This window comes from Paraburkholderia adhaesiva, from assembly GCF_021390575.1.
Lineage (GTDB): Bacteria > Pseudomonadota > Gammaproteobacteria > Burkholderiales > Burkholderiaceae > Paraburkholderia > Paraburkholderia adhaesiva.
Genome location: NZ_JAJEJQ010000003.1, coordinates 277670 through 303136 on the forward strand (window position 1 = coordinate 277670; position 25467 = coordinate 303136).

21 protein-coding genes are annotated in these 25467 nt (G+C 60.8%); 10 read left to right on the top strand and 11 right to left on the bottom strand.

Features of this window, described 5'->3' with window-relative positions; translation table 11 throughout:
- Positions 1–838 precede the first annotated feature (838 nt).
- Positions 839–1579: a 3-ketoacyl-ACP reductase gene (locus L0U80_RS25190; protein ID WP_233872251.1), complete on the top strand. Its 741-nt coding sequence runs from the start codon at positions 839–841 to the stop codon at positions 1577–1579.
- Between the two features lie 886 nt (positions 1580–2465).
- On the opposite strand, the gene L0U80_RS25195 is transcribed toward L0U80_RS25190, so the two are convergent.
- A complete protein-coding gene (locus L0U80_RS25195) occupies positions 2466–3563 on the bottom strand; it encodes a transporter substrate-binding domain-containing protein (RefSeq protein ID WP_233872254.1) in 1098 nt (365 codons plus the stop codon).
- 469 nt (positions 3564–4032) lie between these two features.
- Between L0U80_RS25195 and L0U80_RS25200 the strand changes: the two genes are divergently transcribed.
- Complete coding sequence (locus tag L0U80_RS25200) at positions 4033–4965, top strand: dihydrodipicolinate synthase family protein (protein WP_233872257.1); 933 nt, start codon at positions 4033–4035, stop codon at positions 4963–4965.
- A gap of 37 nt (positions 4966–5002) precedes the next feature.
- Complete coding sequence (locus L0U80_RS25205) at positions 5003–5935, top strand: Gfo/Idh/MocA family protein (RefSeq protein WP_233872260.1); 933 nt, start codon at positions 5003–5005, stop codon at positions 5933–5935.
- 80 nt (positions 5936–6015) lie between these two features.
- Here the strand turns inward: L0U80_RS25205 and L0U80_RS25210 are convergent, their stop codons facing one another.
- From L0U80_RS25210 to L0U80_RS25225, 4 genes are read right to left on the bottom strand one after another with little or no spacing between them, the layout of a single operon-like run.
- The gene (locus tag L0U80_RS25210) at positions 6016–6747 is read right to left on the bottom strand and encodes a FadR/GntR family transcriptional regulator (RefSeq protein WP_233872263.1); all 732 of its coding nucleotides are present in this window, start codon (positions 6745–6747) and stop codon (positions 6016–6018) included.
- 45 nt (positions 6748–6792) lie between these two features.
- Positions 6793–7608, bottom strand: a complete 816-nt coding sequence (locus L0U80_RS25215) for an ATP-binding cassette domain-containing protein (protein ID WP_233873835.1) — start codon at positions 7606–7608, stop codon at positions 6793–6795.
- Positions 7608–8618: an ABC transporter permease gene (locus L0U80_RS25220; protein ID WP_233872266.1), complete on the bottom strand. Its 1011-nt coding sequence runs from the start codon at positions 8616–8618 to the stop codon at positions 7608–7610. The genes L0U80_RS25215 and L0U80_RS25220 overlap by 1 nt, the downstream gene beginning before the upstream one ends.
- Positions 8619–8620: 2 nt before the next feature.
- Positions 8621–9727 carry a sugar ABC transporter substrate-binding protein gene (locus tag L0U80_RS25225; RefSeq protein ID WP_233872269.1) on the bottom strand — a complete coding sequence of 369 codons (1107 nt, stop codon included), beginning with the start codon at positions 9725–9727 and terminating at the stop codon, positions 8621–8623.
- 729 nt (positions 9728–10456) lie between these two features.
- On the opposite strand from L0U80_RS25225, the gene L0U80_RS25230 reads away from it, so the two are divergent.
- Genes L0U80_RS25230 through L0U80_RS25245 form a run of 4 tightly spaced genes read left to right on the top strand, consistent with a single transcriptional unit; the run spans position 10457 to position 14128 of the window.
- The gene (locus tag L0U80_RS25230; RefSeq protein ID WP_233872272.1) at positions 10457–11851 is read left to right on the top strand and encodes a hypothetical protein; all 1395 of its coding nucleotides are present in this window, start codon (positions 10457–10459) and stop codon (positions 11849–11851) included.
- 17 nt (positions 11852–11868) lie between these two features.
- Positions 11869–13020: a glycosyltransferase family 2 protein gene (locus tag L0U80_RS25235; RefSeq protein ID WP_233872275.1), complete on the top strand. Its 1152-nt coding sequence runs from the start codon at positions 11869–11871 to the stop codon at positions 13018–13020.
- 3 nt (positions 13021–13023) lie between these two features.
- Positions 13024–13425 carry a GtrA family protein gene (locus tag L0U80_RS25240; RefSeq protein ID WP_233872278.1) on the top strand — a complete coding sequence of 134 codons (402 nt, stop codon included), beginning with the start codon at positions 13024–13026 and terminating at the stop codon, positions 13423–13425.
- Positions 13403–14128: a class I SAM-dependent methyltransferase gene (locus L0U80_RS25245; RefSeq protein WP_233872281.1), complete on the top strand. Its 726-nt coding sequence runs from the start codon at positions 13403–13405 to the stop codon at positions 14126–14128. Before L0U80_RS25240 ends, L0U80_RS25245 begins: the two co-directional genes overlap by 23 nt.
- A gap of 144 nt (positions 14129–14272) precedes the next feature.
- On the opposite strand, the gene yjfF is transcribed toward L0U80_RS25245, so the two are convergent.
- The 4 genes from yjfF to L0U80_RS25265 form a co-directional block, all read right to left on the bottom strand.
- Positions 14273–15394 (bottom strand): galactofuranose ABC transporter, permease protein YjfF, encoded by a 1122-nt coding sequence (yjfF, locus tag L0U80_RS25250; protein ID WP_233872284.1) that lies wholly within the window; start codon positions 15392–15394, stop codon positions 14273–14275.
- Positions 15395–15410: 16 nt separating this feature from the next.
- Positions 15411–16436 (bottom strand): ABC transporter permease, encoded by a 1026-nt coding sequence (locus tag L0U80_RS25255; RefSeq protein WP_233872287.1) that lies wholly within the window; start codon positions 16434–16436, stop codon positions 15411–15413.
- Positions 16433–17950, bottom strand: coding sequence for a sugar ABC transporter ATP-binding protein (locus L0U80_RS25260; RefSeq protein WP_233872290.1), 1518 nt, complete (start codon positions 17948–17950; stop codon positions 16433–16435). Before L0U80_RS25260 ends, L0U80_RS25255 begins: the two co-directional genes overlap by 4 nt.
- 75 nt (positions 17951–18025) lie before the next feature.
- Positions 18026–18973, bottom strand: coding sequence for an ABC transporter substrate-binding protein (locus L0U80_RS25265; protein WP_233873838.1), 948 nt, complete (start codon positions 18971–18973; stop codon positions 18026–18028).
- A 273-nt stretch (positions 18974–19246) separates the two neighbouring features.
- On the opposite strand from L0U80_RS25265, the gene L0U80_RS25270 reads away from it, so the two are divergent.
- Both L0U80_RS25270 and L0U80_RS25275 read left to right on the top strand, forming a co-directional pair.
- On the top strand, positions 19247–20989 hold the full coding sequence (locus tag L0U80_RS25270; RefSeq protein ID WP_233872293.1) for an IlvD/Edd family dehydratase: 1743 nt from the start codon (positions 19247–19249) through the stop codon (positions 20987–20989).
- 206 nt (positions 20990–21195) lie between these two features.
- Positions 21196–22215 carry an alpha/beta hydrolase family protein gene (locus L0U80_RS25275; protein ID WP_233872296.1) on the top strand — a complete coding sequence of 340 codons (1020 nt, stop codon included), beginning with the start codon at positions 21196–21198 and terminating at the stop codon, positions 22213–22215.
- A 54-nt stretch (positions 22216–22269) separates the two neighbouring features.
- Here the strand turns inward: L0U80_RS25275 and alr are convergent, their stop codons facing one another.
- Entirely contained in the window at positions 22270–23391 is a 1122-nt protein-coding gene (gene alr / locus L0U80_RS25280; RefSeq protein ID WP_233872299.1) for an alanine racemase, read from the bottom strand.
- Between the two features lie 244 nt (positions 23392–23635).
- Positions 23636–24076 (bottom strand): SET domain-containing protein, encoded by a 441-nt coding sequence (locus L0U80_RS25285; RefSeq protein ID WP_233872302.1) that lies wholly within the window; start codon positions 24074–24076, stop codon positions 23636–23638.
- Positions 24077–24579: 503 nt separating this feature from the next.
- Between L0U80_RS25285 and L0U80_RS25290 the strand changes: the two genes are divergently transcribed.
- The gene (locus L0U80_RS25290) at positions 24580–25458 is read left to right on the top strand and encodes a hypothetical protein (RefSeq protein ID WP_233872306.1); all 879 of its coding nucleotides are present in this window, start codon (positions 24580–24582) and stop codon (positions 25456–25458) included.
- The last annotated feature ends 9 nt before the right edge of the window (positions 25459–25467 follow it).

Here is a 25467-nt window from a genome sequence, read left to right on the forward strand (position 1 = left end):
TTGTCGAAGTGTACGAACGGCCGTGCCAGATCGTAATTTCCGTGTTTGCAGAAACGAATTGATACATATCACGAGTATTTTTTTCAAACGGTCTGGACGGGTTCGGCATCTCCGTGTTTTACTTGTCATGTGACACATCGCAATATGCGTTACGTATGAAGAGTAACGCTGTCGTATGACGAATTCCCCTGTCGTAGAACTGTCACCATAGCCGCGATACGATTATTAACGTCACCTGCTGATAGCAGGTGGACGAACGGCCGTGCTGTTGCGCAGGGTGCCTTTTTATATGGAGTCCGAATTTTGGTCTGCGTTGCCGAAGATCGTGCCGGGTTCAGCACTATGTGCATGCGTGTCACCGGGATTTCCGCCCGGCTTGCCTCTTACCCGAGGCGCCATCAATCGGATGTGCCGCATTCACGCGGATCTTGCGTACGAGACTTCGGACGCGGCGCTCGTTGCGCCCGCCTCAAATGCATGAGCCTGTGCTCACTGCCCCAAGAGTGGTTGAATCGACTTCGATCCAGTTGGCGAGCTCCCAGCCGGGCATGATCACAAGACGCTCCCCGCTGGTTGAGATTTCGGCTACGCGTCGCTGCGGCTGCTGCCGTTGGTCTAGCGCGGCGCGATACCCAGCGGCGGCAAGCATCAGGTGAAGGTGGCGCTCGGCGCGCGCCTGCCCCGGCTGGTCAGCGGCGCATTACGCACCGATTCCGTCAATCATCGTTACTGCATCCGGGTTTATACCCATCGTATGGCGCGAGGGTGGTGTTCAAACTGACCCCACCCTCCGCAGCTTTTATCGAGTTGCTTATACCCCTAAACGAAAGGAGGAGTTATGGCGAAGCGCATTGCCTATGTAACCGGCGGAATGGGCGGCATTGGAACCGCAATCTGCCAGCGGCTGCACAAAGACGGCTTTACCGTCATCGCCGGCTGCGGGCCGAATTCCCAGCGTCGCGCGAAATGGATCGAGGACCAGAAGGCGGCAGGTTATGACTTCGTTGCGTCGGAAGGCAATGTGGCTGACTGGGAATCGACGGCTACTGCTTTCGCGAAGGTGAAGAAGGAAGTCGGCGAAATCGACGTGCTGGTCAACAACGCTGGCATCACGCGCGACGTCGTGTTCCGCAAGATGACGCATGAGGACTGGGTCGCAGTCATTGACACCAACCTCACGAGTCTCTTCAACGTCACCAAGCAGGTTATCGACGGCATGGTCGAGCGCGGCTGGGGACGCGTTATCAACATTTCGTCGGTGAACGGGCAGAAAGGTCAGTTCGGCCAGACGAATTACTCGACCGCGAAGGCCGGCATTCACGGCTTCACGATGGCGCTCGCTCAGGAAGTCGCGACGAAGGGTGTGACCGTCAACACGGTCTCGCCCGGCTATATCGGCACGGACATGGTGCGCGCGGTGAAGCCCGAAGTGCTGGAGAAGATCGTGGCGAGCATTCCGGTGCGTCGTCTCGGCGAACCGCATGAAATCGCGTCGATCTGTGCGTGGCTCGCGTCTGAGGAGTCGGGTTTCTCGACCGGCGCCGACTTCTCGTTGAACGGCGGTTTGCACATGAGCTAAGCGGACGTTTCGGCCGACTGTGTGCAGCTGGCGGAAGTCATGTAATGCGGGAGCGGGCAGCAGCCTGCTCCCGCATTTTGCATTATGCGGGTCGCGCAACGATACGGCAGGGGCCAAGAAAAAGCGCCGGAAACAGGGGTCCCGGCGCCCAAGGTTGGCTCTGCGTGTGGTCCCAACTGCTGTTACATGGGACAGGGTATGGCCCGTGGCGCGCGGGAGCGACGCATTCGACCCGTCGCCTCGTTCCATGATTGTTTTAACGGCAGCAGCCGCGCGAAGTTAAGGGTGGAGAATCACGGCTAGTCGAAAGAACGAAGACATGCTACGCCGGGGCGTGAGAGAGCCAACACTGATTCAGATATCGATGCCGTACTATCAGCGTGACGGTTCCGGGTGCCACGCGTCATTCGGGTTGCCCGACCGCCGACTGGCGAAGTGCAAATCGTTGTGCGGCGATCCGCGCAAGAAGCGCCGGAGCGTATGACTTTATTGTCCCTTCGTCAGTGCCGCAAAACCAACCGGCAGGCTGGCTCCCTGATCGGAGGCAGCAAAGGGGAACGGCTATGCATTCGAAAGCAATGCCTCATATGCTTGCAATCGTATTGCTCATGAGTAGCGGCCCCGCTCTTGCCGCCTGTGAACAAGAAGCGTCACGACTCTGCTCGAGTGGCGATCCACGTTGTCTTGAAGGTGCAGTAGCGTCGGTTGAGCAGGCGCTCGCCGACTGCAAAACGCCGGAAGGAAGGCAACAGAACGCGGCGCTGTGGCAAGCCACGCCGCTATTCTTCGACGGGCAGCCCTTCGAACATATGTTCTGGCGGTGCGTTGCACATCTGTGCGACGAGCGTCAATAGGCCGGTTTCGCGGCGCCTGTGACAACGGCCTGCTATCGCGTTCCGAACCATCTGTCGTAAATGCGCTGGTACGTACCGTCTTCGCGCATTGCGAGGAGGGCGCCGTTCACGCGTTTGAGCAGCGCGCTGTTGAGCGGGAAGACGAAGCCCACGTCGTTCTCGTTGAAGCTGGGGCCCACGAGCTTCACCCGGCCCTTGCCTTCGTGTGCCGCGAAGTACCCAAGTCCTGCGGAGCCGAGCACGACCGCATCCACGTCGCCTTTGAGGAGCGCGTCGAAGGCGGCATGGTCGCTCGCGTATTCGCGCACCTGCACGTCGCGATTCCGAAGCCACGGCAGCGCCGAACCGCTGGCCACTGTGGCGACGGTCAAGCCCGCGAGGTCGTCGGGGCCGTTGATCGAACCACGAATATGCTCGACGGTCAGTTTCGAGGTGAGTTGCGCCGTGTACGACGCCACGAACACGATACCGACGAACATCCATACCAACGCTATCGCACGCGAGAGCGCTCGACGGCGAGGCTCGTCTTCCTGCGTGAACAACGTGGACGCCGCCCAATAGATCGCGCGGAAAATGCCCGGAAAGTAGCGCGTGGACTTGCCGGACTTATAGCCCTGCAAGTAATCGACGAACCACACCACATGCGCTGCAATCAGCGTGAGCAGTGCGGCCATGGCGAACCAGAGCAGCGTCGTGCGCGAGATCAGCAATTCGCCGAATCTTCGTAGCGGCAAGACGGATGCGGTTTCGCCCGTGTCGCGCACCATCACGCGCAGACCCGATTCCATGATCGGATACGAAAAGTCGAATTCGCGATCGCGTTCGACGCTGTAGAAGAGGCCGGACACAGCAACATCGTCGTCACCATCGCGCAGCGTCTGGAATAGTGCGTTCACGTCAGGTGCCACGTCGTAGTGCGTCTGGATGTGCAGACGCGCAGCGATTTCGTTCCACAAGTCGATGGAGAATCCGGTGAGCTGACCGTGAGACTGCATCACGAACGGCGCGATCACGAACGTGCTGACGCGCAACGGCTGAGGTTCCTGCTGCGCGTGCGCTTGTGATGCGTGGATGAGCGATGCCAGTAGAAGCAGCCATGCGCCCAGAGTCTTGCGCCATCGGGCAGTCAAGTTGCGCCTCCACGCAAAAGGCGCGGTCTTCGTGGAGAGGTTCGAATCGCGTGCTTTCATGGACGTAGCACCGTCCTTGTCGGCTTGTGGCGCACAGGCGCGATGGATCGAGCTTAGCCGCGAAGTTTTGTGATGTCGATGAGCAACAGACTCATCTTCGGACTCGCGCGCGTGGTTGAGGGGCACTTATCGCGGACGGTATTAGGGGTTAATACCATGTCGATTTCGATATCGGAAGGCGCTCAATTGCGCCAAAGTGGATGTTTTGTGCCTGCGGGGATCGGCGAGTTACGCCGGGGTAGCCGGCGCCGCGCCGATCGCAATGAGCGGGGATCACCGCGCGAGCACGACGAAAAATCGAAGCTTTGCGCAGGGCCGCACTAAGTGCTAAAGCACCAGGTGCGGCCGACAGCTCTGCATGGGGCCGCACTAAGTGCTAAAGCACTAAGTGCGGCCGACAGGAGACAGGATGACGACCACGAACCGTGTACCCCGCCACGCGGGCATCTTTCCCGTCGTACCAACCACGTTCACCGAAACCGGCGAACTGGATCTCGAAAGCCAGAAGCGTGCGGTCGATTTCATGATCGACGCAGGCTCAGACGGACTGTGCATACTCGCGAACTTCTCGGAGCAATTCTCGCTGTCCGACGACGAACGCGACCTCATCACGCGCACCGTGCTTGAACATGTCGCGGGCCGTGTGCCTGTGATCGTGACCACGACGCACTACAGCTCGCACGTCAGCGCTGTGCGCAGCCGGCGAGCGCAGGATCTGGGCGCGTCGATGGTGATGCTGATGCCGCCTTATCACGGCGCGACGTTCCGCGTCCCGGAAACGCAGATCCATGAGTTCTACGCGCGTGTTTCCGATGCCATCGACATTCCGATCATGATCCAGGATGCGCCCGCGGCGGGCACGGTGCTCTCTGCTTCGTTTCTCGCGCGCATGGCGAAAGACATCGAGCATGTCGCCTACTTCAAGATCGAAACGCCGGGAGCGGCAAACAAATTGCGTGAACTGATCCGCCTGGGTGGGGAAGCCGTGGCCGGCCCGTGGGACGGCGAAGAGGGCATCACGCTGCTCGCGGACCTCAATGCGGGCGCAACCGGATCGATGACGGGCGGCGGCTTCCCGGACGGTATCCGTCCGATCATCGTGGCGCACCGCGAAGGCCGCACCGACGAGGCGTTCGCGCTCTATCAGCGCTGGCTGCCGCTCATCAATCACGAGAATCGCCAGGCGGGGTTGCTTGCCACGAAGTCGCTGATGAAGGAGGGCGGTGTAATCGCGTGTGAATTGCCGCGCCATCCGTTGCCACCGATGCATCCCGATACACGCGCCGAACTTATCGCCATTGCACGCCGTCTCGATCCGCTCGTGCTGCGGTGGGCGCATTGATGATTCAAGTGTAACCAATACCAACCAGGAGATCCTGATGAACGCATCGCCGTATACGTTGGCCATTGCGGGTGTCGGCAAGATCGCACGCGACCAGCATCTGCCCGCCATCGCTGCGAATCCGGGCTTTGCGCTCGTCGCGAGCGCGAGTCGCAACGCGCAGGTTGAGGGTGTGCGCAATTTCACCGATATCGATGCGCTGCTCGCCGACGTGTCCGGACTCGACGCTGTGTCGCTCTGCGCGCCGCCGCAGGTCCGTTATGCGCAGGCGCGCTCCGCGCTGCTGGCGGGCAAGCACGTCATGCTGGAAAAGCCGCCGGGCGCGAGCGTGACTGAAGTGGAAGCGTTGCGCGAACTGGCCCACGCGCAAGGGCGCACGCTTTTCGCGACGTGGCACTCGCGTTACGCGAGCGCCGTCGAGCCCGCGCGCGCATGGCTCGCGACGCGGACCATCAGCGCGGTGCACGTTCGCTGGAAAGAGGATGTGCGGCGCTGGCATCCGGGGCAGCAATGGATATGGGAGCCGGGCGGCCTGGGCGTATTCGATCCCGGTATCAACGCGCTTTCCATCGTCACGCGTATGCTGCCGCGCGAAGTGCTGCTGCGCGGTGCGACCCTGCATGTACCCGCCGATTGCTTTACGCCCATTGCTGCCGAACTCGACTGCATCGATACCGATGGTGTCGGCGTGCGCATGGAATTCGACTGGCGACATGGCCCCGTCGAGCAATGGGAGATCGACGTTCAGACGACGGATGGACTGCTGGCGTTGAGTGAAGGCGGCGAGCGCCTCTCGATCGCGGGCGAGGACGTTGCGCTCGCGCCCGAACGCGAATATCCGGCGCTCTACGAGCGATTTCACTGGCTGATCGCGCATGGTGCCGAGGACGTCGATGTGCGTCCGCTGCGTCTCGTCGCCGATGCGTTTCTGCTTGGGCGGCACGTCGAGGTTGAACCGTTTGGACGCTAGCGCGGGTGAGAATGGGATGGGCGGATGTAGAGCGAATTGAATACGTTCTACGCTAGCCGGCGCGCCCGTCAACCATCCATCTACCGCTCCGGCGCGAGCGCTGCACCACCGAGAATCGAATTCGCATCGACGCGCGCGTTATCGAGCTGCACGACGCTCGCCTGTCGTGCAGCCAACGCGTCTCGATGCTCGATCGCGGTGAGTATGGCCTTATGCCGTGGCAGCGAAAGGGCGTGCGTGTTCGGATGGCGGCTCGTGAGTTTGATCGACTCGGAGAGCGCGAGCGAGAGCATGTTGCCGATATAAGCGAGCATGTCGTTGTGCGTGGCCGCCATGATCGCGCGGTGGAACTCCAGATCGGGCTCGAGCAGTTCGCTCGCTGTGCGCGCACGCTCCATGCGCGCATAGGCAGCGCTGATGCGCGCGACATCGTCGTCACTGGCGGAAATCGCGGCGAGTGCGGCGGCGGCGGGCTCGATGATCTGGCGCACCGTCATGAGCGCCTGAAAAAATTCGCCTTCGGGAATGCTGTTGACGGTCCAGTAGAGCACATCGGGATCGAGCATGTGCCATTCTTCGCGCTTGCGCACGACGCTTCCCACGCGTGGCTTGGACACCACCAGTCCTTTCGCCACGAGTACGCGCGTCGCCTCGCGCAACACCGGACGGCTCACACCATAGGCCTCGCATAACGTGGGCTCCGGCGGCAGTCGCTGCCCCGGCACGAATCGTCCGCTGACGATTTGCATGCCCAGTTCCTGCACGATGCGGCCGTGCATGCTCTTGCGGTTCGGCAGATTGCGATAATCCATGTTTTTGCGGTGGGGCGATCCGGTCGGGTACGCCCTCGTTTGTCGTCAATTCGTTTCGTTCGCGCGCATCGCGCGGTACTCCCGCCGCACGATGTCCATCAGTTCCGGCACCGAGGTTTGCGCGCTGTGCTGCTCGAACGTCACGCGGCCGCGTTGCATCAGCATGATGCGGTCGGCGATATCGAGAGTCTGCGCGTAGTTGTGCATGATCATAATAATGGAAAGCCCACCCTTTTCCTTGAGGCGCAAAACGAGGTCGATGATAAGCGCGGCTTCGCGCGCGCCCATCGCCGCGAGCGGTTCGTCGAGCAAAAGTATCCTGGCATCCGAGTTGACAGCGCGCGCCACGGCGATCGCCTGGCGCTGTCCGCCCGAAAGCCGCTCGACGGGCAGATCGACCGACGGCACATGCACGCCGATGTCGTCGAGACACTGCGCCGCGCGCTCGCGCATCTTTCCGTGATCGAGCAGGCGAAACGGGCCGCGCCGCACGATCTCGCGGTTCAGGAACATGTTGTGGTAAATGCTCAGCGAATTCGCGAGCGCGAGGTCCTGATAGACGCACTCGATGCCGAGCGAACGCGCGTGATCGACTGAGCGCAGCAGCATCTCCTGACCGTTCACGTAGAGCGTGCCGGCTGTCTGCTGATGAAACCCCGTGAGGATCTTCACCAGCGTGGACTTGCCCGCGCCGTTGTCGCCGAGGATGCCGAGAATCTCGCCTGGCCCGAGCGTGAACGACACGCCGTCTAGCGCCGTCACAGCGCCGAAGCGTTTGACGAGTTGTTCGCCGCGCATCGCGAGCGGCGCGCCGGAAGCGGCGCTCGCAGATGTGGTGGCGTCGGTTCGCGGCTCGACCATCATCGGCCCCCTCTGCGCCCGATACGCCCGACGTGAATGTTGAAGATCATCGCGGCGAGAATCGCGGCGCCGAGGATGATGTTGAACATGAACGCGTTGATGCCGATGAGCGTGAAGCCGTCGTTGAGAATGCCGAGCACTGCTGCGCCGATCAGCCCGCCGATGATCGTGCCGGAGCCGCCCGTGAGCGGCGTGCCGCCGATCACCGCAGCGGCGATTGCGAGGAATGTGATCTGGTTGCCGCCGGCTTGCGGATCGATGGACGTGATGCGAAAACCTTCGAGGATGCCGGTCAGGCCCGCGAGCATCGCGGCGATGATGAAGTTGCCCAGCCGCAACCGGTTGACATGAATACCCGCTTCGCTCGCGCCTAGCGGGTTCGCACCCGCGGCCTGCGTATGCAGCCCCCAGCGCGTGTGCCGCAACAGGACGTGCATGGCGAACGCGAGCCCGAAAGTCCAGAGTATTTCGCTGTAGCCCCACGCGCCCATGACGTTGGCGAATGCCGTTGACCCCGGTGCCTCGACTGGCGTACCGCGCGAAACCGTGAGCGTGATCCCGTTGATCAGAAAAAGCGTGCCGAGCGTCGTCACGAACGAAGGCAGCCGCAGCCACACGGTCACCGCGCCGTTCGCGAATCCGACGAGCGCCGCCGCGGCGAGTCCCGCGATCAGGGCGAGCCACATGGGCGCGCCCGCGTCGTTGGCGAACACCATCATGAACGGCGCGAACGCGAACACCATGCCCGCTGAAAGATCGATGTCGCCGCCAATCATGAGCATGATTTCGCCGAACGCGATGATCGCGACCGGCGCGACGAACTGCGAGAGGTTGACGAGACTCGCATTCGTCAGAAGAAAATCATGATTGGCGAACTCGAAGTACGCGGCGAGCAGTACCGCAACAAGCAGAATGCGCAATTCCGCGGACCAATGGGCCAGCAGGAGCCCGCGCGGCCGCGCGTTCCGCGCCGGGGCTCCGACCTTGCGGGGATCGTCTACGGTATTCATCACTACTTGATCGGGCCTCTCATCTGGAGGATCTGCGCCTTGGTGCTCTTGCCTTCATAGCGCGTCGACGTGTTGAGGTACGGCTCGACCGTATCCTTCGTCACGAACTTGAGACCCGTGTTGACGTCCGCCGGTCCCACGAGACCGCCCGACGCAAGCGTCACGAACGCCTGCATCACCGTGTAGAAACCCTGAACGTAAGGCTGCTGATCGATCGTGAAGTCGAGATACCCTTCGTGAATCAGCTGGACGGTAGTCGGCAGCAGGTCGAAGCCGCCGCCATGTACGCCCTTCGAAGGCAGGTTGTTTTCCTTCATCACTTCAGCGACGCCCTGCGTGCTGCCCGCATCGACGGCGAACATGCCCTTCAGGTCCTGGTGGCCGAGGTAGAACGCCTTGATCTTCGAAAGCTCCTCGTTGACCGTCGCGCCCGTCGCCACGGTCTGGATCTGGATGTTCTTGCCTGACTTCTTGATTGCGTCGCTCGCGCCGTCGAGACGCGGCTGAATGTTCAACTGGCCCGGCGTTGCGATGAAGAGGCCGACGAGGCCGCTGTCGATGAGGCTCACGATGCGCTGCCCCATCTGGTAGCCCGAGAGATACAGGTCCTGCCCGATGTAAGCGAGGCGCGGGTTGCTCTTGCCGCGAGGTGCGTCGGCGTTGTATGCGAACACCGGAATGCCTGCGTCGAGCGCGGCCTGGATCGGTTTGTCGAATGCGGTGGGGTCGACGATCGGGACAGCGATGGCGTCGGCCTTCGCGGCGATGGCGGCGTTGACGGCGCGCACCATTTCACCCGCGTCGGACGTAGCCGAACCGGTCCACTGGTAGTCCATGCCCAGCAGCGAACACGAATCCTGAATGCCGTATTGCGTCGGTACAAAGAACGGATTCGTGGTGACGTGGTTCACGAACACGATCTTCCACTTCTTGTGGTTGGGGAATGCCGATTCGGCGGCCTGCGCCGTCGAGATCAGTCCGCCTGCGCCCGCACCCAGCGTGCCCAGCAGCGAGAGCGCGGCGCCGAGTCCCGCACCCTGCAACAGGCCGCGACGGCCCGCTTTTACCTGCTGTAATAGGTCCTGCTCTTCATCCCGTTCTTGCGCCATTTTTTCCTCCGTTTGTATTGGTGGAGATGGGGCATGCACATTCGCGACAGCACCGGGCGGCGCGGCGGCGTCCTTAAACCGGGACGCCGTGGGTCGAACGTGGAGACCGTGCCGGGACGGTACCTAAAAAATGGTAATGCAGCGATTTGACGGGACCTAGTACATGTAAACCCGTAATAAGTCGGACTATTGTCAGGCAGGCCGGGGGTGTCTGGCACACATTTATTTATTGCGTATCCGAATCCACGGTTGACCGATGCTGCGAAGCAGCAAATCATTCATCAAGCGTCAAGCGTTTCCGTACCTATATTTTCGGGAAACTTATTCCGGGGGGCGTACTTCGCATGCGGATACCCTGGTGAACTCGTGAGTTTCAACCTCTCGGGAACGGCCGCCCCCCGAGAACCTTGATATCGTCCATTGCCTCTATCCGCAACTCATAAGATTGAGGCCCGTTGTATTTCTGATCAACGCCACGGGCGGCGGAGGTGAACCCATAGTGAGGCGCTTGGCATATACGTTAAGATCCTCCTTCGAAATCCGAATGGATATCGCCTGTGACGATATTGATAAACGACGAGTCTGCACTGCTGACTGGCGCGAGCGCTAGCACACACAGGTGACGATCTCGACGATTCTGGTAGGACAGTCTTCTGTATTATTGGGGCGCCTACAGCGGGTTGTCAGGGTTCCCCCCGTAAGTCTATAACCCATCACAGTCATCACCCCATGGCGCCACTTGCTTGCGAATCGAAATTCCTGCGCCGGTTAGACGTCGCCTGCGCTTTGCTGTTGATATGTTGCCTGTCAGCTTATGCTCTCGTTTTCCCGGTTGTTAGCTACGACAGTTTTGCATATCACCTGCCTTTTTCGTCGTATCTCTTGAATATTGGCGGTGGAGAAAGTGCGTTTCATCCATGTTGGGCAATGGCGAACCGCTACTATGGGTTCCCAAAGTTATTCGAATTTTTGCAGGGCGTATTGTGGAAGATAACGGGGAGTTTTCATTCGGTCGTCATTCCGCAAATGATTGCACTCGCCGGGTTTGTTTTTGCCGTTCAGCGTCGATTAGGGGTGTCTCCGACGCTGACTTTGGCTGCCTTCTGTATGAGCCCGCTGCTGATCATTCATGCGGTAGCGACCAACAATGACTTATTCGCTGGAATCCTGATTGCCTGGGGATTGGTCATCGTAATGGAAATCGTGGCCGGCCCAGAGGACTTGACGACATCGAGTTGGCTGCAACTCGTGGTCCTCTTCGCTCTTGCGTCAGCGACAAAATTCCAGGCCACGCTTGTAGTGTCTGCTGTTCTCGCGCTCCTCATTGTGACGCTCGCTGTGCAGAGGCGGCTTAAGCCCGGTTACTTCGGCTGGCTCGTCGTTGCCGTCATCTCCGTCAATGCATGGGAGATCCGAAATCTAATAGCGCATGGCAATCCGTTCTATCCGGTGACCGTGAATCTAGCGGGGCACGTGCTTTTCGCAGGTCCGGAGCCTGACTATTCGCTTCGCCCGCAATACGGCCCACACATTGGCGCATTCTATTTCCTGACGTCCTTGACGGAATTCGATTGGGTTAAGCGAGGCGTTGTCGCGCTGTACTCGCTCTCCATGGAAACCGGAGACAGTGCGCGCACGTTCGGAGTGGGGAGGACTGGTGGTTTCGGTCAAGCATACGTCATTGCCTCGCTCTCGCTGATCATTGCGCAATTCGTATTCTGGAAAAGCCTCGACAGGAAGCAAAAGATACTTGTCTGGATGTTCGCTGCAAGTCTGGTGATCACGTCGCTGATGCCGCAAGCACACGAGCTCCGATACTGGCTATATTTGCCGTTGTTCTGGAACGTAGTCACACTGCGCTTTCTGGGTTTGGTTGGTGCTGGCTTCGGCGGCACGCTGGCCATCGCGATCCCTTTTGTTGCCATGGGTATTGGGAGTTCAGTGGGATACATATGGGACGCAAGATACGTCGATTCGAAACCTCCCGTACAATATACAAATTCCGATCCCAATGTAATAACGGTTGAATATGCGAAAAATATAGAATTTGCGTTCTCGCGCGCAATGACCGGGCAAAACGTGATTCTTTTCTGCAAAAAAGATCCGCTACATAGCGGAAATTGATAGAAAAGTTGGCTTAAATGGAACTGACCATCTTAATGCCGTGCCTGAATGAGATTGAGACACTAGCTACGTGCATTGAAAAAGCCAAGGCATTTTTGATGCGAAACGGCATTGACGGAGAAGTCCTGATCGCTGACAACGGCAGCGAGGACGGATCGGTCGATCTAGCGCATGCGCATGGCGCACGCGTCGTACATGTGCCGCGCCGCGGATATGGGGCCGCTTTGCTTCACGGCATCAAGGCTGCTCAGGGGAAATTTGTGATAATGGGCGACTCGGATGACAGTTATGATTTTTCCGAACTCGACGCGTTTATCGAGCGCCTTCGCGATGGTGTTGACCTGGTGATGGGAAACAGGTTTCGGGGTGGAATTGCAGAAGGCGCGATGCCGCCGCTGCATAGATACCTCGGAAACCCGGTACTCAGTTTCATAGGAAGACTGTTCTTCTCGATTCCCGTGCGGGACTTTCATTGCGGCTTGCGGGGCCTCAACCGCGATCGATTCGTCGCGTTAGGCTTGACCACTACAGGGATGGAGTTTGCGAGTGAGATGATCGTGCGGGCGGCGCTGTCCGGATATACGATCGACGAGGTACCAACTACGCTGTCGAAAGACGGCCGTTCTCGGCCGCCCCATTTGCGTACCTGGCATGACGGTTGGCGTCACCTGCGTTTCCTGTTGATTTTCAGTCCGAGGTGGCTGTTCTTTTACCCCGGTCTCATCTTCCTTGCATTTGGCTCGCTTGTTACCCTGGCAGCGCTGCCGGGTCCGATTGAAGTTGCTCCCGGTGTATCGCTAGACGTGCATAGCGTTGTCGCCGGTTGTATGACGATGCTGATCGGTACCCAGTGCATGTCATTTGCGATCGTCGCCCGGCGGTACGCGGCATTTCGCGGATTTTTGTCCAACACCTACACTTTCAAACGATTCACTACGGCCTTTACGCTTGAAAGAGCGCTGTTTCTCGCCGGTGTGCTAATTCTCGGTGGAGTAATCGGCGTGGGTTTTTGCTTGCTTTCCTGGGCCCGTGTCAACCTTGGGGCACTGCCCTACGGCTCGCTGATCCGAACCCTGGTCACGTCCGGAGCCGCGATCGCAATTGGGCTCCAGATCGCTTTCACTGCCTTCCTGTCGGAAGTTCTCGAGATCGAATCAGCACCGAACTGAAGAATGCGATTGTTTGCCAATCCTCTGTCGCGCTTTATTGTAATCGGCGTATCCAGTGCTATCTGCTATCTTGGGCTAACGTTTTTGCTTCAGCGATCGGGCGGAATGGCACCGTGGGTGGCAAGTGGCGTCGCCTACGTCGTGACATTCGGCGGTACGTACCTGCTGCAGCGCGGTTGGACTTTCAGGAGTTCCGCAGCACACGCGACTGCGCTTCCGAAATACGCCGTGGCTCAATTGATCTCGCTGTTGCTCACGATGATGATCGTGCATTTATTCACCCTCAGATTCCAGGGGGCATCGGCGATGGTAATTTCTGCGGGGGCGACGGTCTTTGCGGCCTCTATCAGCTTTATTTTGTCTTCCAGGTGGGCCTTCGCAAATGCCTCGAAAGACGCCGAATAGCCAATACAACGTCGCGGCGCCAGACAGCGTGCCGGTTCGTCTGGCGACGTATCAGCGCAAGCGCATGTTTGTGCGGTTTTTGCAGCGCTTTGAACCGACGCAAGACGACTTCATTCTCGATGTTGGAGCGACGAGTGATGAGACTTATGAGTCGTCGAATTACTTCGAGGCCTGGTATCCCCATAAGAATCGTGTGACTGCACTCGGTATTGACGACGCGTCGTTTCTCGAACAGAAATTTCCGGGAGTTCGTTTCATCAATGGCAACGGAACAAACTTGCCTTTTGAAGAACGATCCATGGACTTTGTGCATTCATCAGCGGTACTTGAGCACGTCGGCAACGCTGACAGCCAGCGCAAAATGATTGAGGAGTGCGCTCGCGTAAGCAGGAAGGGGTTCTTTATCACCACCCCAAATCGATGGTTTCCAGTCGAGTTCCATACGGTTATTCCTCTGCTTCACTGGCTGCCAAAGCGTTGGTTTCGAGCCATCCTTCGATCGCTAGGTATGAACTTCTTCGCGAGCGAAGCAAATCTGAACCTGCTTACCAATGCGGAACTGACGTTGCTCGCTCGGAACTTACCGAATTTTGAAGTCTGGGTTGAATCCGTGAGCTTGTTGTTTTGGCCTAGCAATCTTCTTTTGATCGGGCGAAGAAAAATTGAAGACCAAAGCAAAGCCGATTCGAAATCGGTTACGTAGCCGCTTCTGTTTGCGGCCAATCGGGGCGATTAACGTCGTCAAAACAGCCAGAAGACTGGTCGTTTTCACGTCGTCGTCAAGAGTGCAAGTGTTTCTCCCCACTGCTCCGCGTAAAGCCGTTTCACGCTTGCAGTCCCATGCCCCTCACGCCCGCGGCGGCGCTGCCGCAAGCTTCGCCTGATCGAGCGGCGCGGTGGTTTGCGTGTGTGTATCTTTCTTCATCGGCGCGCCCATGCCCGTACCGGTCGACTTGCGCCGCGCCGCGTGCCGTTCGCTGGCGCGCTGGAGCAGGCAGAACGCACAAAGCAGCGCGCCGATCACGATACGCGTCCACCATGAGCTGAGCGTGCCGTCGAAGGTGATGAGCGTCTGGATCGTTCCGAGGATGCCCACGCCGAACACTGATCCGATCACGTAACCGACGCCGCCCGTGAGCAGCGTGCCGCCGATCACGGTGGCGGCGATGGCGTCGAGTTCCATGCCTTGCGCCTGAAGCCCGTATCCGGAGAGCACATACAGCGTGAACACGACGCCCCCGAGCGCGGAGCAGAACCCCGAAAGCGCGTAAACGCCGATCTTCGTGCGCGCGACGGGCAAGCCCATGAGCAGCGCAGAGCGCTCGTTGCCGCCGATCGCATAGACGTTGCGCCCAAACCGCGTGAAGTGGGCGATGACGATGCCTGCCGCGAGCATCGCGAGCGCGATCAACGCACCGGTGTTCAGCGATCCGCTGCCGAGTGTGACGTTGAACTGCGAGAGCGCGTGAAAATCCGCGCTGTTGATCTGGATGGATTGCGTGGTGATGAGAAAGCAGGTGCCGCGCGCGAGGAACATCCCCGCGAGCGTGATGATGAACGGCTGGAGCCGGAAGTAGTGGATCAGCGCGCCCATGCCGGCGCCGTAGAGCGCGCCGCACGCGAGCACCACAGGCACGATGACGACGACGGGCCAGTGCCACCGCTCGGACATGACCGCGCAGAGAATCGTGGTGAGCGCGACTACCGCACCCACCGAAAGATCGATGCCGCCGGAAATGATCACAAACGTCATGCCGATGGCGACGATCAACAGGAAAGCGTTATCGACAAGTAATCCGAACAATACCTGCAACGAGAAAAATCCGGTGTACATCACCGACCCGAAGCCGAACAGCGCGACGAACAACAGCACGGTGACGGCGATGGGCAGCACGCGCGGATCGCCGAAGCGTGCGGCGCCGCGGCGAACGGCGGCGAGCGGGGCGAAGTGCGGGAGGGAGTGGTTCATGCGTTCGGTTCCTCTCTCAGGCGCTTTCTCGCGCGCGGCGCGCGAGCGCCAGGCGGCGTAGTCGCTGCGCAGCGAGCGAGCGGGCCGCCGGCGACTGGATCAGGGTCACGAGCAATACGACGACGGCTTTGACGACGAGCGTCGCCTCGGGCGGCACGCCGATCGAATAGGTCGTGTAGGTCAGGGTCTGGATGATGAGCGCCCCGAGCACGGTGCCCGCGAGGCTGAAGCGTCCACCCGCGAGCGACGTGCCGCCGAGTGTGACGGCGAGGATCGCGTCCAGTTCGAGCAGCAAGCCTGCGTTGTTGCCATCGGCGCTGCGCACATTCGAGCTAATGAGGATGCCCGCGACGGAAGCCATCAATCCGCAGAACGCGTAAGTGCCGAACACCACGGCCTGCGACGACAGCCCGGCGAGGCGCGCGGCCACCGGGTTTACGCCGATCGATCGAATGAATAGCCCGAGCGCGGTCTGGTTCACGATGAGGGCGGTGAGGATCGTAACGGCGATAGCGATCCACACATCGCATGGCACGAGCGCGTAGTAGCCGCCACCCGCGAAGAGATAGCCCGGCGCGCCGATCGGAATGATCTGCCCGCCAGTGAGCAGTTGCGCGACGCCGCGTCCGGCGACCATCAAGATGAGCGTCGCGATGATGGGCTGCATGCCGACGAACGCCACGAGCATGCCGTTCCACATTCCCGCGAGCAGACCCACACCGAGCGCTGCGGCAAAGGCGGTACCCACGCGCGTCGGATCGCCTTCGAGCACGCTCGCGGCCGCGGCCCCGGCGATGGCGACCACGGCGCCAACCGAAATGTCGATGCCGCGCGTTGCAATCACGAGCGTCATCCCGAGCGACACCACGACCAGCGGTGCGGCGTTCATCAGAATGTCGATGGGTGCGCCGAACATGTGACCGGAAAGCAGGGTGATCGAAAGGAAATTCGCGCGGTGAGCGACGTCGATGGCGAACAGGCACACGAGCGTCGCGACCGGCCACATGAGCGGGTGCTTGAAGAGCGTGGACAAGCGCATCATCGGTGACCTCCGGCGATCAGGTCATACACTTCGTCCTCCGAATGGCCGTGGCCGTTCAGCTCGGCCACCTTGCGGCGGTCGCGCAACACGGCGATGCGATCGCTCACGCGGACCACCTCGCTGATCTCCGACGAAATAAACAGAATGGCGAGCCCCTTCGCACACAGCGCGCGCACACGATCCATGATTTCGAATTTCGCGGCGACGTCGATGCCGCGTGTGGGTTCGTCGAGGATCAGCAATTCGGGCTCAGTCGCGAGCCAGCGCGCGAGCAGGACCTTCTGCTGATTGCCACCCGAGAGCAGGCCGAGCGGCTGTTCCGCGTCGCGCGCCTTGATGCCGAGCTGCGCGATGTATTCGTTCGCGAGTTCACGCGAGCGCGCGCGGCTGATCATGCGCCACCAGCCGCGTCGCGCCTGCAGGGCGAGCACGATGTTCTCGCGGATCGAGAGGTCCGCGACAATGCCCTCCTTCTTGCGGTCCTCGGGACAGTACGCCATGCCGTGCCGCACTGCATCGCGTGGCGAGGAAAGCTTCACCGTCTCGCCGGCGATCGACACTGCGCCTTCGTCCGCGCGGTCAGCGCCGAACAAGAGACGCGCGGTTTCCGTGCGCCCGGAGCCGAGGAGGCCTGCGAGTCCGAGTATCTGGCCAGGCTGGACGTCGAGGTCGAGCGGACTAAGCACGCCGCGCCGCGCGACGCCGTGCGCGCTGAGCCAGGGTGCTGCGTTCGCCGCGCTCGCCGGTGCCGGCTGTTCATTGCCTGGTTCGAGCCGTTCGCGCGCGAGCTGCTGCCCGACCATCTTCGCGACGAGCGTCTGCACGGGCAGGTCTGCTGCGAGATATTCGCCTTCGCGCTCGCCGTTGCGCATCACCGTGATGCGATCGGAAATCGCGTAGGTCTGTTCGAGAAAATGTGTGACGAACAGGATCGCGATACCCGAATCCCTCAGCTTGCGCAGGACTTCGAAGAGCCGTGTGACTTCGCTGTCGTCGAGACTCGAGGTCGGTTCGTCGAGGATCAGGATGCGCGCATCGACGGACATCGCGCGCGCGATCGCTACCATTTGCTGCATCGCAATGGGATAGGTGTCGAGCGACTGCGTGACGTCGAGCGCGAGATTGAGTTCGCCGAGCGCTTCCTCGGCGCGCCGGTGGATCGTCTTCCAGTCGATCAGTCCACGCCGGCGCGGCTGCCGTCCCGCGAATATATTCTCTGCGACCGAGAGGTTCGGACAGAGGTTGACTTCCTGGTAGAGCGTCTGGATGCCGGCCGCTTCCGCTTCCAGCGGCGTCGAGAAATGCACCGGCGCGCCAGCGAGCAGGATTTCGCCCGCGTCGGGTTGGTGCACGCCGGTCAGGACGTTGATGAGGGTCGATTTACCGGCGCCGTTCTGACCCATCAAGGTATGGATCTCGCCGGGGTAAAGCCGGAAATCGACGTTGGCGAGTGCGCGCACGCCCGGGAACGTGCGCGAAAGGCCGTGAGTTTCGAGGAGCGGAGTGGCGCTCATAGCGTAGTTAGCACGCAGCGGCGGGCGGCACGCGAAACGCGCGCCACCCGCCGTCTGCGAATCAGTCGTCAATAGTTAGTACTTGCGCGACGGCAGCACTTGCGCGGCCACGCTCATCGGGAACACGGTCTCGGTCGTCACGATGCGCTTCGGCAGTTCCTTGCCCGCCACGACATCTTTCACGGCGGACATCAGTTGCGGTCCGAGCAGCGGGCTGCATTCGACGTCGACATTCATCTTGCCGGCGATCATCGCTTCGAAACCGCCCTTGGTCGCGTCGAACGACACCACGGCGATGTCCTTGCCAGGCTTCATGCCGGCTTCTTCCATCGCCTGGATCGCGCCGAGCGCCATGTCGTCGTTATGCGCGTAGACCACGTTGATCTTGTTGCCGTAGGTCTTGGCGAACGCTTCCATGACCTGCTTGCCGCCCGCGAGCGTGAAGTCGCCGCTCTGCGACGCGATGATCTTGAACTTCGGATCGTTCTTGATCACTTCGATCAGGCCGGCATGGCGGTCGTTGGCGGGCGCGGAGCCCACTGTTCCCTGCAACTCGACGATATTGATCGGGCCCGCGTCGTTCTTGTAACGCTCTTCGAGCCACTTGCCGCCGCGGCGGCCTTCCTCAAGGAAGTCGGAGCCGATCATCGTCACGTAGAGCGACGTGTCCTTCACGTCGATGTTGCGGTCCGTGAGGATCACGGGAATCTTCGCGCGTTTCGCTTCCTGCAGCACCGGCTCCCAGCCTGATTCGACCACGGGCGAGAACGCGATCACGTCCACCTTCTGCGCGATGTACGAGCGGATGGCCTTGATCTGGTTTTCCTGTTTCTGCTGGGCGTCCGAGAACTTGAGATTGATGCCGGCGTCTTTCGCCGCCTGCTTGACGGACACTGTGTTGGCTGTGCGCCATGCGCTTTCCGCGCCAACCTGGGCAAAGCCGAGCGTGATCTGCTTGTCTTCGGCGTGGCTTGTGCCAGCCGCGAACGCGAAGGCGGTTGCCATGAGTCCGCCCGCGACCATGCGAATTGCCAGTTTCATGCGTGTCTCCGATGTAGCTTGCGTTGTAGTCATTTAATTCACGGCGCTACGCTCGTTGTCCACCACGGCCGGATACTGTCACGAGTAGTTCGCGCCATTTCTAACCACCGGATGCTTTGGTGGCCGCCCGACTGCTGACTTCAATAGGAAAACTATATGCAGGCTAATTAAGGGTTGCGATTAGCGTTTTCCCGGTCATACAAGATCAAATAGTCATGCTATTTATAGTACATCGACCACGAAAATGGTATCGCCATGAGCACACGCACAAAAAAGCTTCGCTCGGCAGCCTGGTTCGGCACAGCGGACAAAAACGGCTTCATGTACCGAAGCTGGATGAAGAATCAGGGTTTCCCGGATCACGAATTCGAGGGCAAACCCGTAATCGGCATCTGCAATACGTGGTCGGAACTCACGCCATGTAACTCGCACTTTCGCAAACTCGCCGAACACGTGCGACGCGGCGTCTACGAAGCGGGCGGCTTTCCCGTGGAATTTCCGGTCTTCTCGAACGGAGAGTCGAATCTGCGGCCCACGGCAATGTTGACGCGCAATCTCGCTTCGATGGATGTCGAGGAAGCGATACGCGGCAATCCGGTCGATGCGGTCGTGCTGCTCGTGGGTTGCGACAAGACTACACCTGCATTGCTGATGGGGGCCGCAAGCTGTGACGTACCCGCGATCGTCGTGAGCGGCGGTCCGATGCTCAACGGCAAACACGAGGGACGCGACATCGGCTCGGGTACCGTCGTATGGCAGTTGAGCGAGCAGGTCAAGGCGGGGCGGATTTCGATTCACGAATTCATGTCGGCGGAAGCGGGCATGTCGCGCTCGGCGGGGACCTGCAACACCATGGGCACTGCGTCGACGATGGCGTGCATGGTCGAGGCGCTTGGCGTGACGCTGCCGCATAACGCGGCGATTCCCGCCGTCGATTCGCGCCGCTACGTGCTCGCGCATCTCTCGGGCATGCGTATCGTCGAGATGGCGCTGGAAGATCTGAGGCTTTCAAAGCTGCTCACGCGAGAGGCTTTCGAGAACGCGATCCGCACGAACGCGGCCATCGGCGGCTCGACCAACGCGGCCATTCACCTGAAGGCCATTGCGGGACGCATCGGCGTGCCGCTCGAACTCGACGACTGGACGCGCGTCGGGCGCGGGACGCCCACGCTGGTCGATCTGCAGCCGTCGGGCCGTTATCTGATGGAAGAGTTTTATTACGCGGGTGGCCTGCCCGCCGTGCTGCGACGGCTTGGCGAAGCCGGACTGCTGCCGCATCCGGATGCGCTCACGGCGAACGGCAAGTCGCTCTGGGACAACGTGTGTGAAGCACCGATCTACGACGCCGAAGTGATTCGCCCGCTCGACAATCCGCTCGTGCGTGACGGTGCTTTGTGCGTGCTGCGCGGCAATCTCGCGCCGAACGGCGCGGTGCTGAAGCCATCGGCGGCGACGGCCGCGCTGCTCAAGCATCGCGGCCGCGCGGTGGTGTTCGAGAGCTTCGACGACTACAAGAACCGTATCGCCGAGCCCGGTCTCGACGTCACGCCGGACTCGGTGCTCGTGATGAAGAACTGCGGGCCGAAGGGATATCCGGGCATGGCGGAGGTTGGCAACATGGGCTTGCCGCCGAAACTGCTCGAGCAGGGCATCACCGACATGGTGCGCATTTCGGACGCGCGCATGAGCGGCACGGCGTATGGGACCGTCGTGCTGCACGTGGCGCCTGAGGCGCGCGCGGGCGGACCGCTTGCCATCGTGCGCGACGGCGACTGGATCGAACTGGACTGCGAGGCGGGGACGTTGCACGTCGATATCAGCGATGAGGAGATTCGTGCGCGTCTTGCACAGTGGGCGGATGCGCGGGAGGAAATACCGGAGGATCGCGGCGGCTATCGTGGCCTGTACGTAGAACACGTGCTGCAAGCTGATGAAGGGTGCGACTTCGATTTCCTCGTCGGTTGCCGGGGAGCTGAGGTGCCGCGGCATTCGCATTGAACGGGGCGGTACGCGCTGATCGCGGGCTGTGCTCGTTGCCAATGCGAATTACGCATTGCCGGCAGGGCGTGCGCCTTACCCGCCGCCCGACAATTGCTAGTGACACGAACATCGCCACGATCGCACGTCCGGCAATGAGAGCAAGTTCGATCAAGTGCCCCTGATTCCGGTTCACTACAATCCATGCAATCCATTGGGGGGATCGCATGGGAAACCTGAGACATACCTTTCGATTTGCTGCTGTCCGCATTGCCGCGCTCGCGACCGTGTGCGGCCTGTTCGCCATTGCTAGTTCGCCCGCCGAAGCAGCGGTGGGGTTCCAGCGGCTGACCTATGCCGCCCCCGGAGGCGGTCACGTCGAAGCAGGCATCTGGTATCCGAGCGAAGGGACCGAGAAGCCTGAACCGATGAGTCTGAACGAGCAGGACGTGGTCACTGGCGGTGCCATTCGAGGCACCGATCTGCCGCTCGTCGTCATCTCGCACGGAACGGGTGGCTCGCTCGCGGGGCACTACGATACGGCGATCGCGCTCGCGAAGGCAGGTTTCGTGGTGGCCGCACTGACGCATCCCGGCGACAACTACCAAGACAACAGTCGCGCGTTGTTCATCTCCGACCGACCGAAGCAAGTCAGCCAGTTGCTCGACTTCATGCTCGAGCGTTGGAGCGGCCGGGCAAGCCTCTCGACGCAAAAAGTCGGCGCGTTTGGTTTCTCCGCTGGCGGATTCACGGTGCTTGCGCTAGCCGGCGGTCGCTACGATCTTGCTCTCGTCAGTGAGCATTGCGCCGACCATCCCGCCGAGTGGACCTGCACATACGTTGCAAACAGTCCGGTGCCGGTGAACTTCGCCGTGCCGCGCGGGGACGGCGCGGATACCGATCCCCGCATCAAGGCGGTGGTGGTTGCCGCGCCTGCGCTCGGCTATACGTTCGGGAAAGCCGGGCTGGCTGATGTTCGCATTCCGCTCCAGCTTTGGCGTGCCGCGGACGACGAGATCCTGCCGCAGCCCTTTTACGCGCAGGCCGTTTATGACGCCCTTCCGGTCGCGCCGCAATACTTCGTCGTGCCCGATGCGGGCCACTACGATTTTCTCGCGCCGTGCTCCGCCGCCCTGGCGCAGCGAGTGCCGGACATCTGCACGTCGGCGCCTGGATTCGATCGCGCGGCGTTTCATCGGCGCTTCAATGCTGCCGTCGTGGACTTCTTCAAAGAGAATCTGCGTTAGCGTCAGCACAAAACAGGCAATGGCCGCCGCTTGCGTGCAGCAGATGCGCTTCGCTCAAAGTGTCGTCACGCACTCGGCTTGTCGCTCGCGCCCGGCTGTGGCCACGCTGCTTGCCACTTCGACCGGCACGCGGCGCGCGAGCGCACACATCAGCTCATAGCCGATCGTGCCCGACGCTTCGGCCACGTCGTCAACCTTCACCTGGTCGCCCCAGAGTTCGACCGACGATCCGATCGTCACCTGAGGGCACGGCGTGAGATCGACGGTCAGCATGTCCATGGAGACGCGTCCGACGATGCGTGTGAGCACGCCATCGACGGCAATGGGCGTGCCCGTGCGCGCGTGACGCGGATAGCCGTCTGCGTAGCCGCAGGCGACGACGCCGATGCGCATCGGATGGCTGACCTGGAACGTGCGCCCGTAGCCGATGGTCTCCTGTGGCGTGACCGTTTGCACGCCGATGATGCGGCTAGTGAGCGTCATCGCCGCGCGCAGCCCGAAACCCGCGACGTGGCGCGTCGCGCCCGTGGGCGAAGCACCATAGAGGATCGTGCCGGGCCGCACCCAGTCGCGGTGCGCGCGCGGATGCCAGAGCACGCCCGCCGAGTTCGAGAGCGACTGCTCGCCGGGAATGTCCTGTGTGACGGCGTCGAACTGATCGAGTTGCCAGTCGATCGCGCCATCGTCGGCGTTGGCGAAATGGCTCATGAGCCCCACTGAGCGGATCGAAGGCAGCGCCGACGCACGTTCCCACGCTCGTCGGAACACGTGCGGACGAAAGCCGAGCCGGTTCATGCCGGAGTTCATTTTGAGCATGACGTCGATGGGCTGGCGCAGCTTTGCCGATTCCAGCAACTGCAACTGCTCGTCGCAGTGGACGGCGACGGTTAAGCGATGGCTATCCGCGACTTCGACATCGACCGGTTCGAATACACCTTCGAGCAGCAGGATCGGTTTCGTCCAGCCCAGTTCGCGCACGCGCACGGCTTCGTCGAGATCGAGCAGGGCGATGCCGTCGGCTTGCGCCAGTGCGGGATAGATTCGCTCGATGCCGTGGCCGTATGCGTTGGCCTTGATGACTGCCCAGACGCGCGAGTGGGGCGCCGTTTGCTTGACGAGTCCGAGGTTGTGGCGGACGGCTTCGGGATGAATGCGGGCGATGATGGGACGCGGCATGGCGGTTCCTGATCCGGGATGTCTGGCCTGCGCTGCCCGTATCGCGGACTGCGCGGTTAGTCTGGAGGAGTGGTTTGCGCAATCATATTGATCTTCAGGCAGTTATTTCTAATGTATTTGATTGAGTTTTTGGTCGAAATAACTGTGTCGATGCGCTTCAGTGATCGACGGTTCGCGACCTTCGCGAACATCGTGTGTACGTCGAGTTTTTGGAAGCTGGTGGCGCTCGCCTCGCGGTAGTCCTCTACGCGCTGACGCCCAGCATCGTGCCACGGCAGCCGCCCGTGCCGCATCGGCATACATACATCAAACGCGTCTCGTCGCTCGCATCGCTTTCGAGTTCCAGCGCGTAGTCGATGAAGAGTTCCGCGCCCGCGTCGATATCGCAGATCGCGTCGATAAACACGCGCCCGTCGATCTCGACCGTTTCGCAATTCGCATTGCACGCATGATTGAGCCAGCGCGCGCCGTTGCCGCCGCGCCCGCCGTCGATCACGCGGCCGTCGGAGAGACCGAACAGAAACGTGTGGGCGCAGTCCACGCGCGACTGGCAGTGACGTGAGGCCTCGCGCCAGGTGGTCACCTTGCCACGGTATTCGAAGATCCGTTCTCCCGCGCGCAGGGCGCATAAGGCGAAGACGCCTCGGCCATGCACTGGGGACCGCCGCACTGTGATTCGTCTCATGTCGATTGGGGTGATGGGGATTGCGTGAAGTATAGGTGGGCAATATTGCGTGTTGTGTTGAAGATGTATGACGGTGGTTGCGGTCAACGGGTGCGTGATGGTCTGGTACGACCACACCAGCCGGACTTCTCCACCGGCGAATCCTGTGCGTGGCTCCATGGGCATTGGGCCACGATGAATTGACACATGCGTCGCAAGCCTCGCATGGGCACGTGTGGTTTATGTGGCCTCGCTGAAAGTGAGGAAGTGAGGAGCATTGAAAAGGCGCAGACGGGAAGGAGAGGGTGCGGGGTGATGCGTTATACACGACGCTTCAACTGAAAAATACAAGATCACAACGTTGAGGAAACCGACCAAAAATTCCAGATTTGTCTGATCGTCACGATGCAATCCGTCCACTAGTCTCGTCCGATTTTCCTGCACCGGGTGTGACGATTGGGTTTCACGTTTCCGGGCAGTTTTGAAGCGTCAGTCCGATGAATCGTGATACCTGGAGCCATACGATGCAAAAGCTTTTCCGCAGGCGCAATTTTCTCGCTGTTGTGCTGGTCGCCGCTTCACTTTCCGCGTGTGGCGGCGGCGATAAGCGTCCGTCAGTCGCGACATCGTCTACGTCGTCAACACCCCCGATAGCATCGCCGTCGGGTACCGTCCCAGAGTCATCAACTCAGGTAGCGTGTAGACCGAACGGCAGCTTCACCTACTCGGGCTCGGCCGCCCAGGTCGCGGCCAGCAATGGCACGCTGGCGGTCGTGGTCGTGCCGAGTTTGCCTGCCGACTATCAGAAGAACCGCAATTTCACTGCGCCTGCCGCTCCCGCTTCGAGTCAGGTACAACAGGCGAGCGGCGCATTCACGACGCTGGCGTCATCGGGCGCACAGACAGACTGTCTCGGACTCGACCATGGAACGGTTTCGGATATTCAGGGTGTCGGTAGCGACGTGGCGATCGGTCGGTGGAACGCGGCCATGGATACCGACGGCAATACCTACACCCCCCAGCAGGGCGTTCACTACGCCGTCGGCACGCCGTTGTCGCTGACCGCGACGAGCGGTACGCTGGCCTGTACGCAGGTCATCGCGGATACCGTAACCAGCAATGACGGCTATGCCCCGGGTACGCTCGGCACGACTTCGGCGGCGCTGGATCTCGGAACGCGCACGCTCGATAACCTGAGCATGTCGATCAATCTGGACAATGCCAACTACACGCTGACAAATACACAGGCACCGTTGAACGGCACCTCGACAACCGGACAACTATCGATCCAGTCGGTTGTCGTGGGGCATGACGCGACGCAGCCACTGGTGGCGCTCGGCTACTCGGCCACGTTGCCGAATGCGGAGGCTATCGGCGGCGTCGTGGTGTTGTCGTGTAAATAGCCGCGATGT

What these genes read in the sequence shown, in the direction of transcription:
- L0U80_RS25275 (WP_233872296.1), top strand. Translation starts at nt 21,196, where the DNA reads ATGGGAAACCTGAGACATACCTTTCGATTTGCTGCTGTCCGCATTGCC.
- L0U80_RS25285 (WP_233872302.1), bottom strand. Translation starts at nt 24,076, where the DNA reads ATGAGACGAATCACAGTGCGGCGGTCCCCAGTGCATGGCCGAGGCGTC.
- L0U80_RS25270 (WP_233872293.1), top strand. Translation starts at nt 19,247, where the DNA reads ATGAGCACACGCACAAAAAAGCTTCGCTCGGCAGCCTGGTTCGGCACA.
- L0U80_RS25260 (WP_233872290.1), bottom strand. Translation starts at nt 17,950, where the DNA reads ATGAGCGCCACTCCGCTCCTCGAAACTCACGGCCTTTCGCGCACGTTC.
- L0U80_RS25245 (WP_233872281.1), top strand. Translation starts at nt 13,403, where the DNA reads ATGCCTCGAAAGACGCCGAATAGCCAATACAACGTCGCGGCGCCAGAC.
- alr (WP_233872299.1), bottom strand. Translation starts at nt 23,391, where the DNA reads ATGCCGCGTCCCATCATCGCCCGCATTCATCCCGAAGCCGTCCGCCAC.
- L0U80_RS25235 (WP_233872275.1), top strand. Translation starts at nt 11,869, where the DNA reads ATGGAACTGACCATCTTAATGCCGTGCCTGAATGAGATTGAGACACTA.
- L0U80_RS25230 (WP_233872272.1), top strand. Translation starts at nt 10,457, where the DNA reads ATGGCGCCACTTGCTTGCGAATCGAAATTCCTGCGCCGGTTAGACGTC.
- L0U80_RS25190 (WP_233872251.1), top strand. Translation starts at nt 839, where the DNA reads ATGGCGAAGCGCATTGCCTATGTAACCGGCGGAATGGGCGGCATTGGA.
- L0U80_RS25290 (WP_233872306.1), top strand. Translation starts at nt 24,580, where the DNA reads ATGCAAAAGCTTTTCCGCAGGCGCAATTTTCTCGCTGTTGTGCTGGTC.
- L0U80_RS25205 (WP_233872260.1), top strand. Translation starts at nt 5,003, where the DNA reads ATGAACGCATCGCCGTATACGTTGGCCATTGCGGGTGTCGGCAAGATC.
- L0U80_RS25265 (WP_233873838.1), bottom strand. Translation starts at nt 18,973, where the DNA reads ATGGTCGCGGGCGGACTCATGGCAACCGCCTTCGCGTTCGCGGCTGGC.
- L0U80_RS25215 (WP_233873835.1), bottom strand. Translation starts at nt 7,608, where the DNA reads ATGGTCGAGCCGCGAACCGACGCCACCACATCTGCGAGCGCCGCTTCC.
- L0U80_RS25220 (WP_233872266.1), bottom strand. Translation starts at nt 8,618, where the DNA reads ATGAATACCGTAGACGATCCCCGCAAGGTCGGAGCCCCGGCGCGGAAC.
- L0U80_RS25255 (WP_233872287.1), bottom strand. Translation starts at nt 16,436, where the DNA reads ATGATGCGCTTGTCCACGCTCTTCAAGCACCCGCTCATGTGGCCGGTC.
- L0U80_RS25210 (WP_233872263.1), bottom strand. Translation starts at nt 6,747, where the DNA reads ATGGATTATCGCAATCTGCCGAACCGCAAGAGCATGCACGGCCGCATC.
- L0U80_RS25225 (WP_233872269.1), bottom strand. Translation starts at nt 9,727, where the DNA reads ATGGCGCAAGAACGGGATGAAGAGCAGGACCTATTACAGCAGGTAAAA.
- yjfF (WP_233872284.1), bottom strand. Translation starts at nt 15,394, where the DNA reads ATGAACCACTCCCTCCCGCACTTCGCCCCGCTCGCCGCCGTTCGCCGC.
- L0U80_RS25200 (WP_233872257.1), top strand. Translation starts at nt 4,033, where the DNA reads ATGACGACCACGAACCGTGTACCCCGCCACGCGGGCATCTTTCCCGTC.
- L0U80_RS25240 (WP_233872278.1), top strand. Translation starts at nt 13,024, where the DNA reads ATGCGATTGTTTGCCAATCCTCTGTCGCGCTTTATTGTAATCGGCGTA.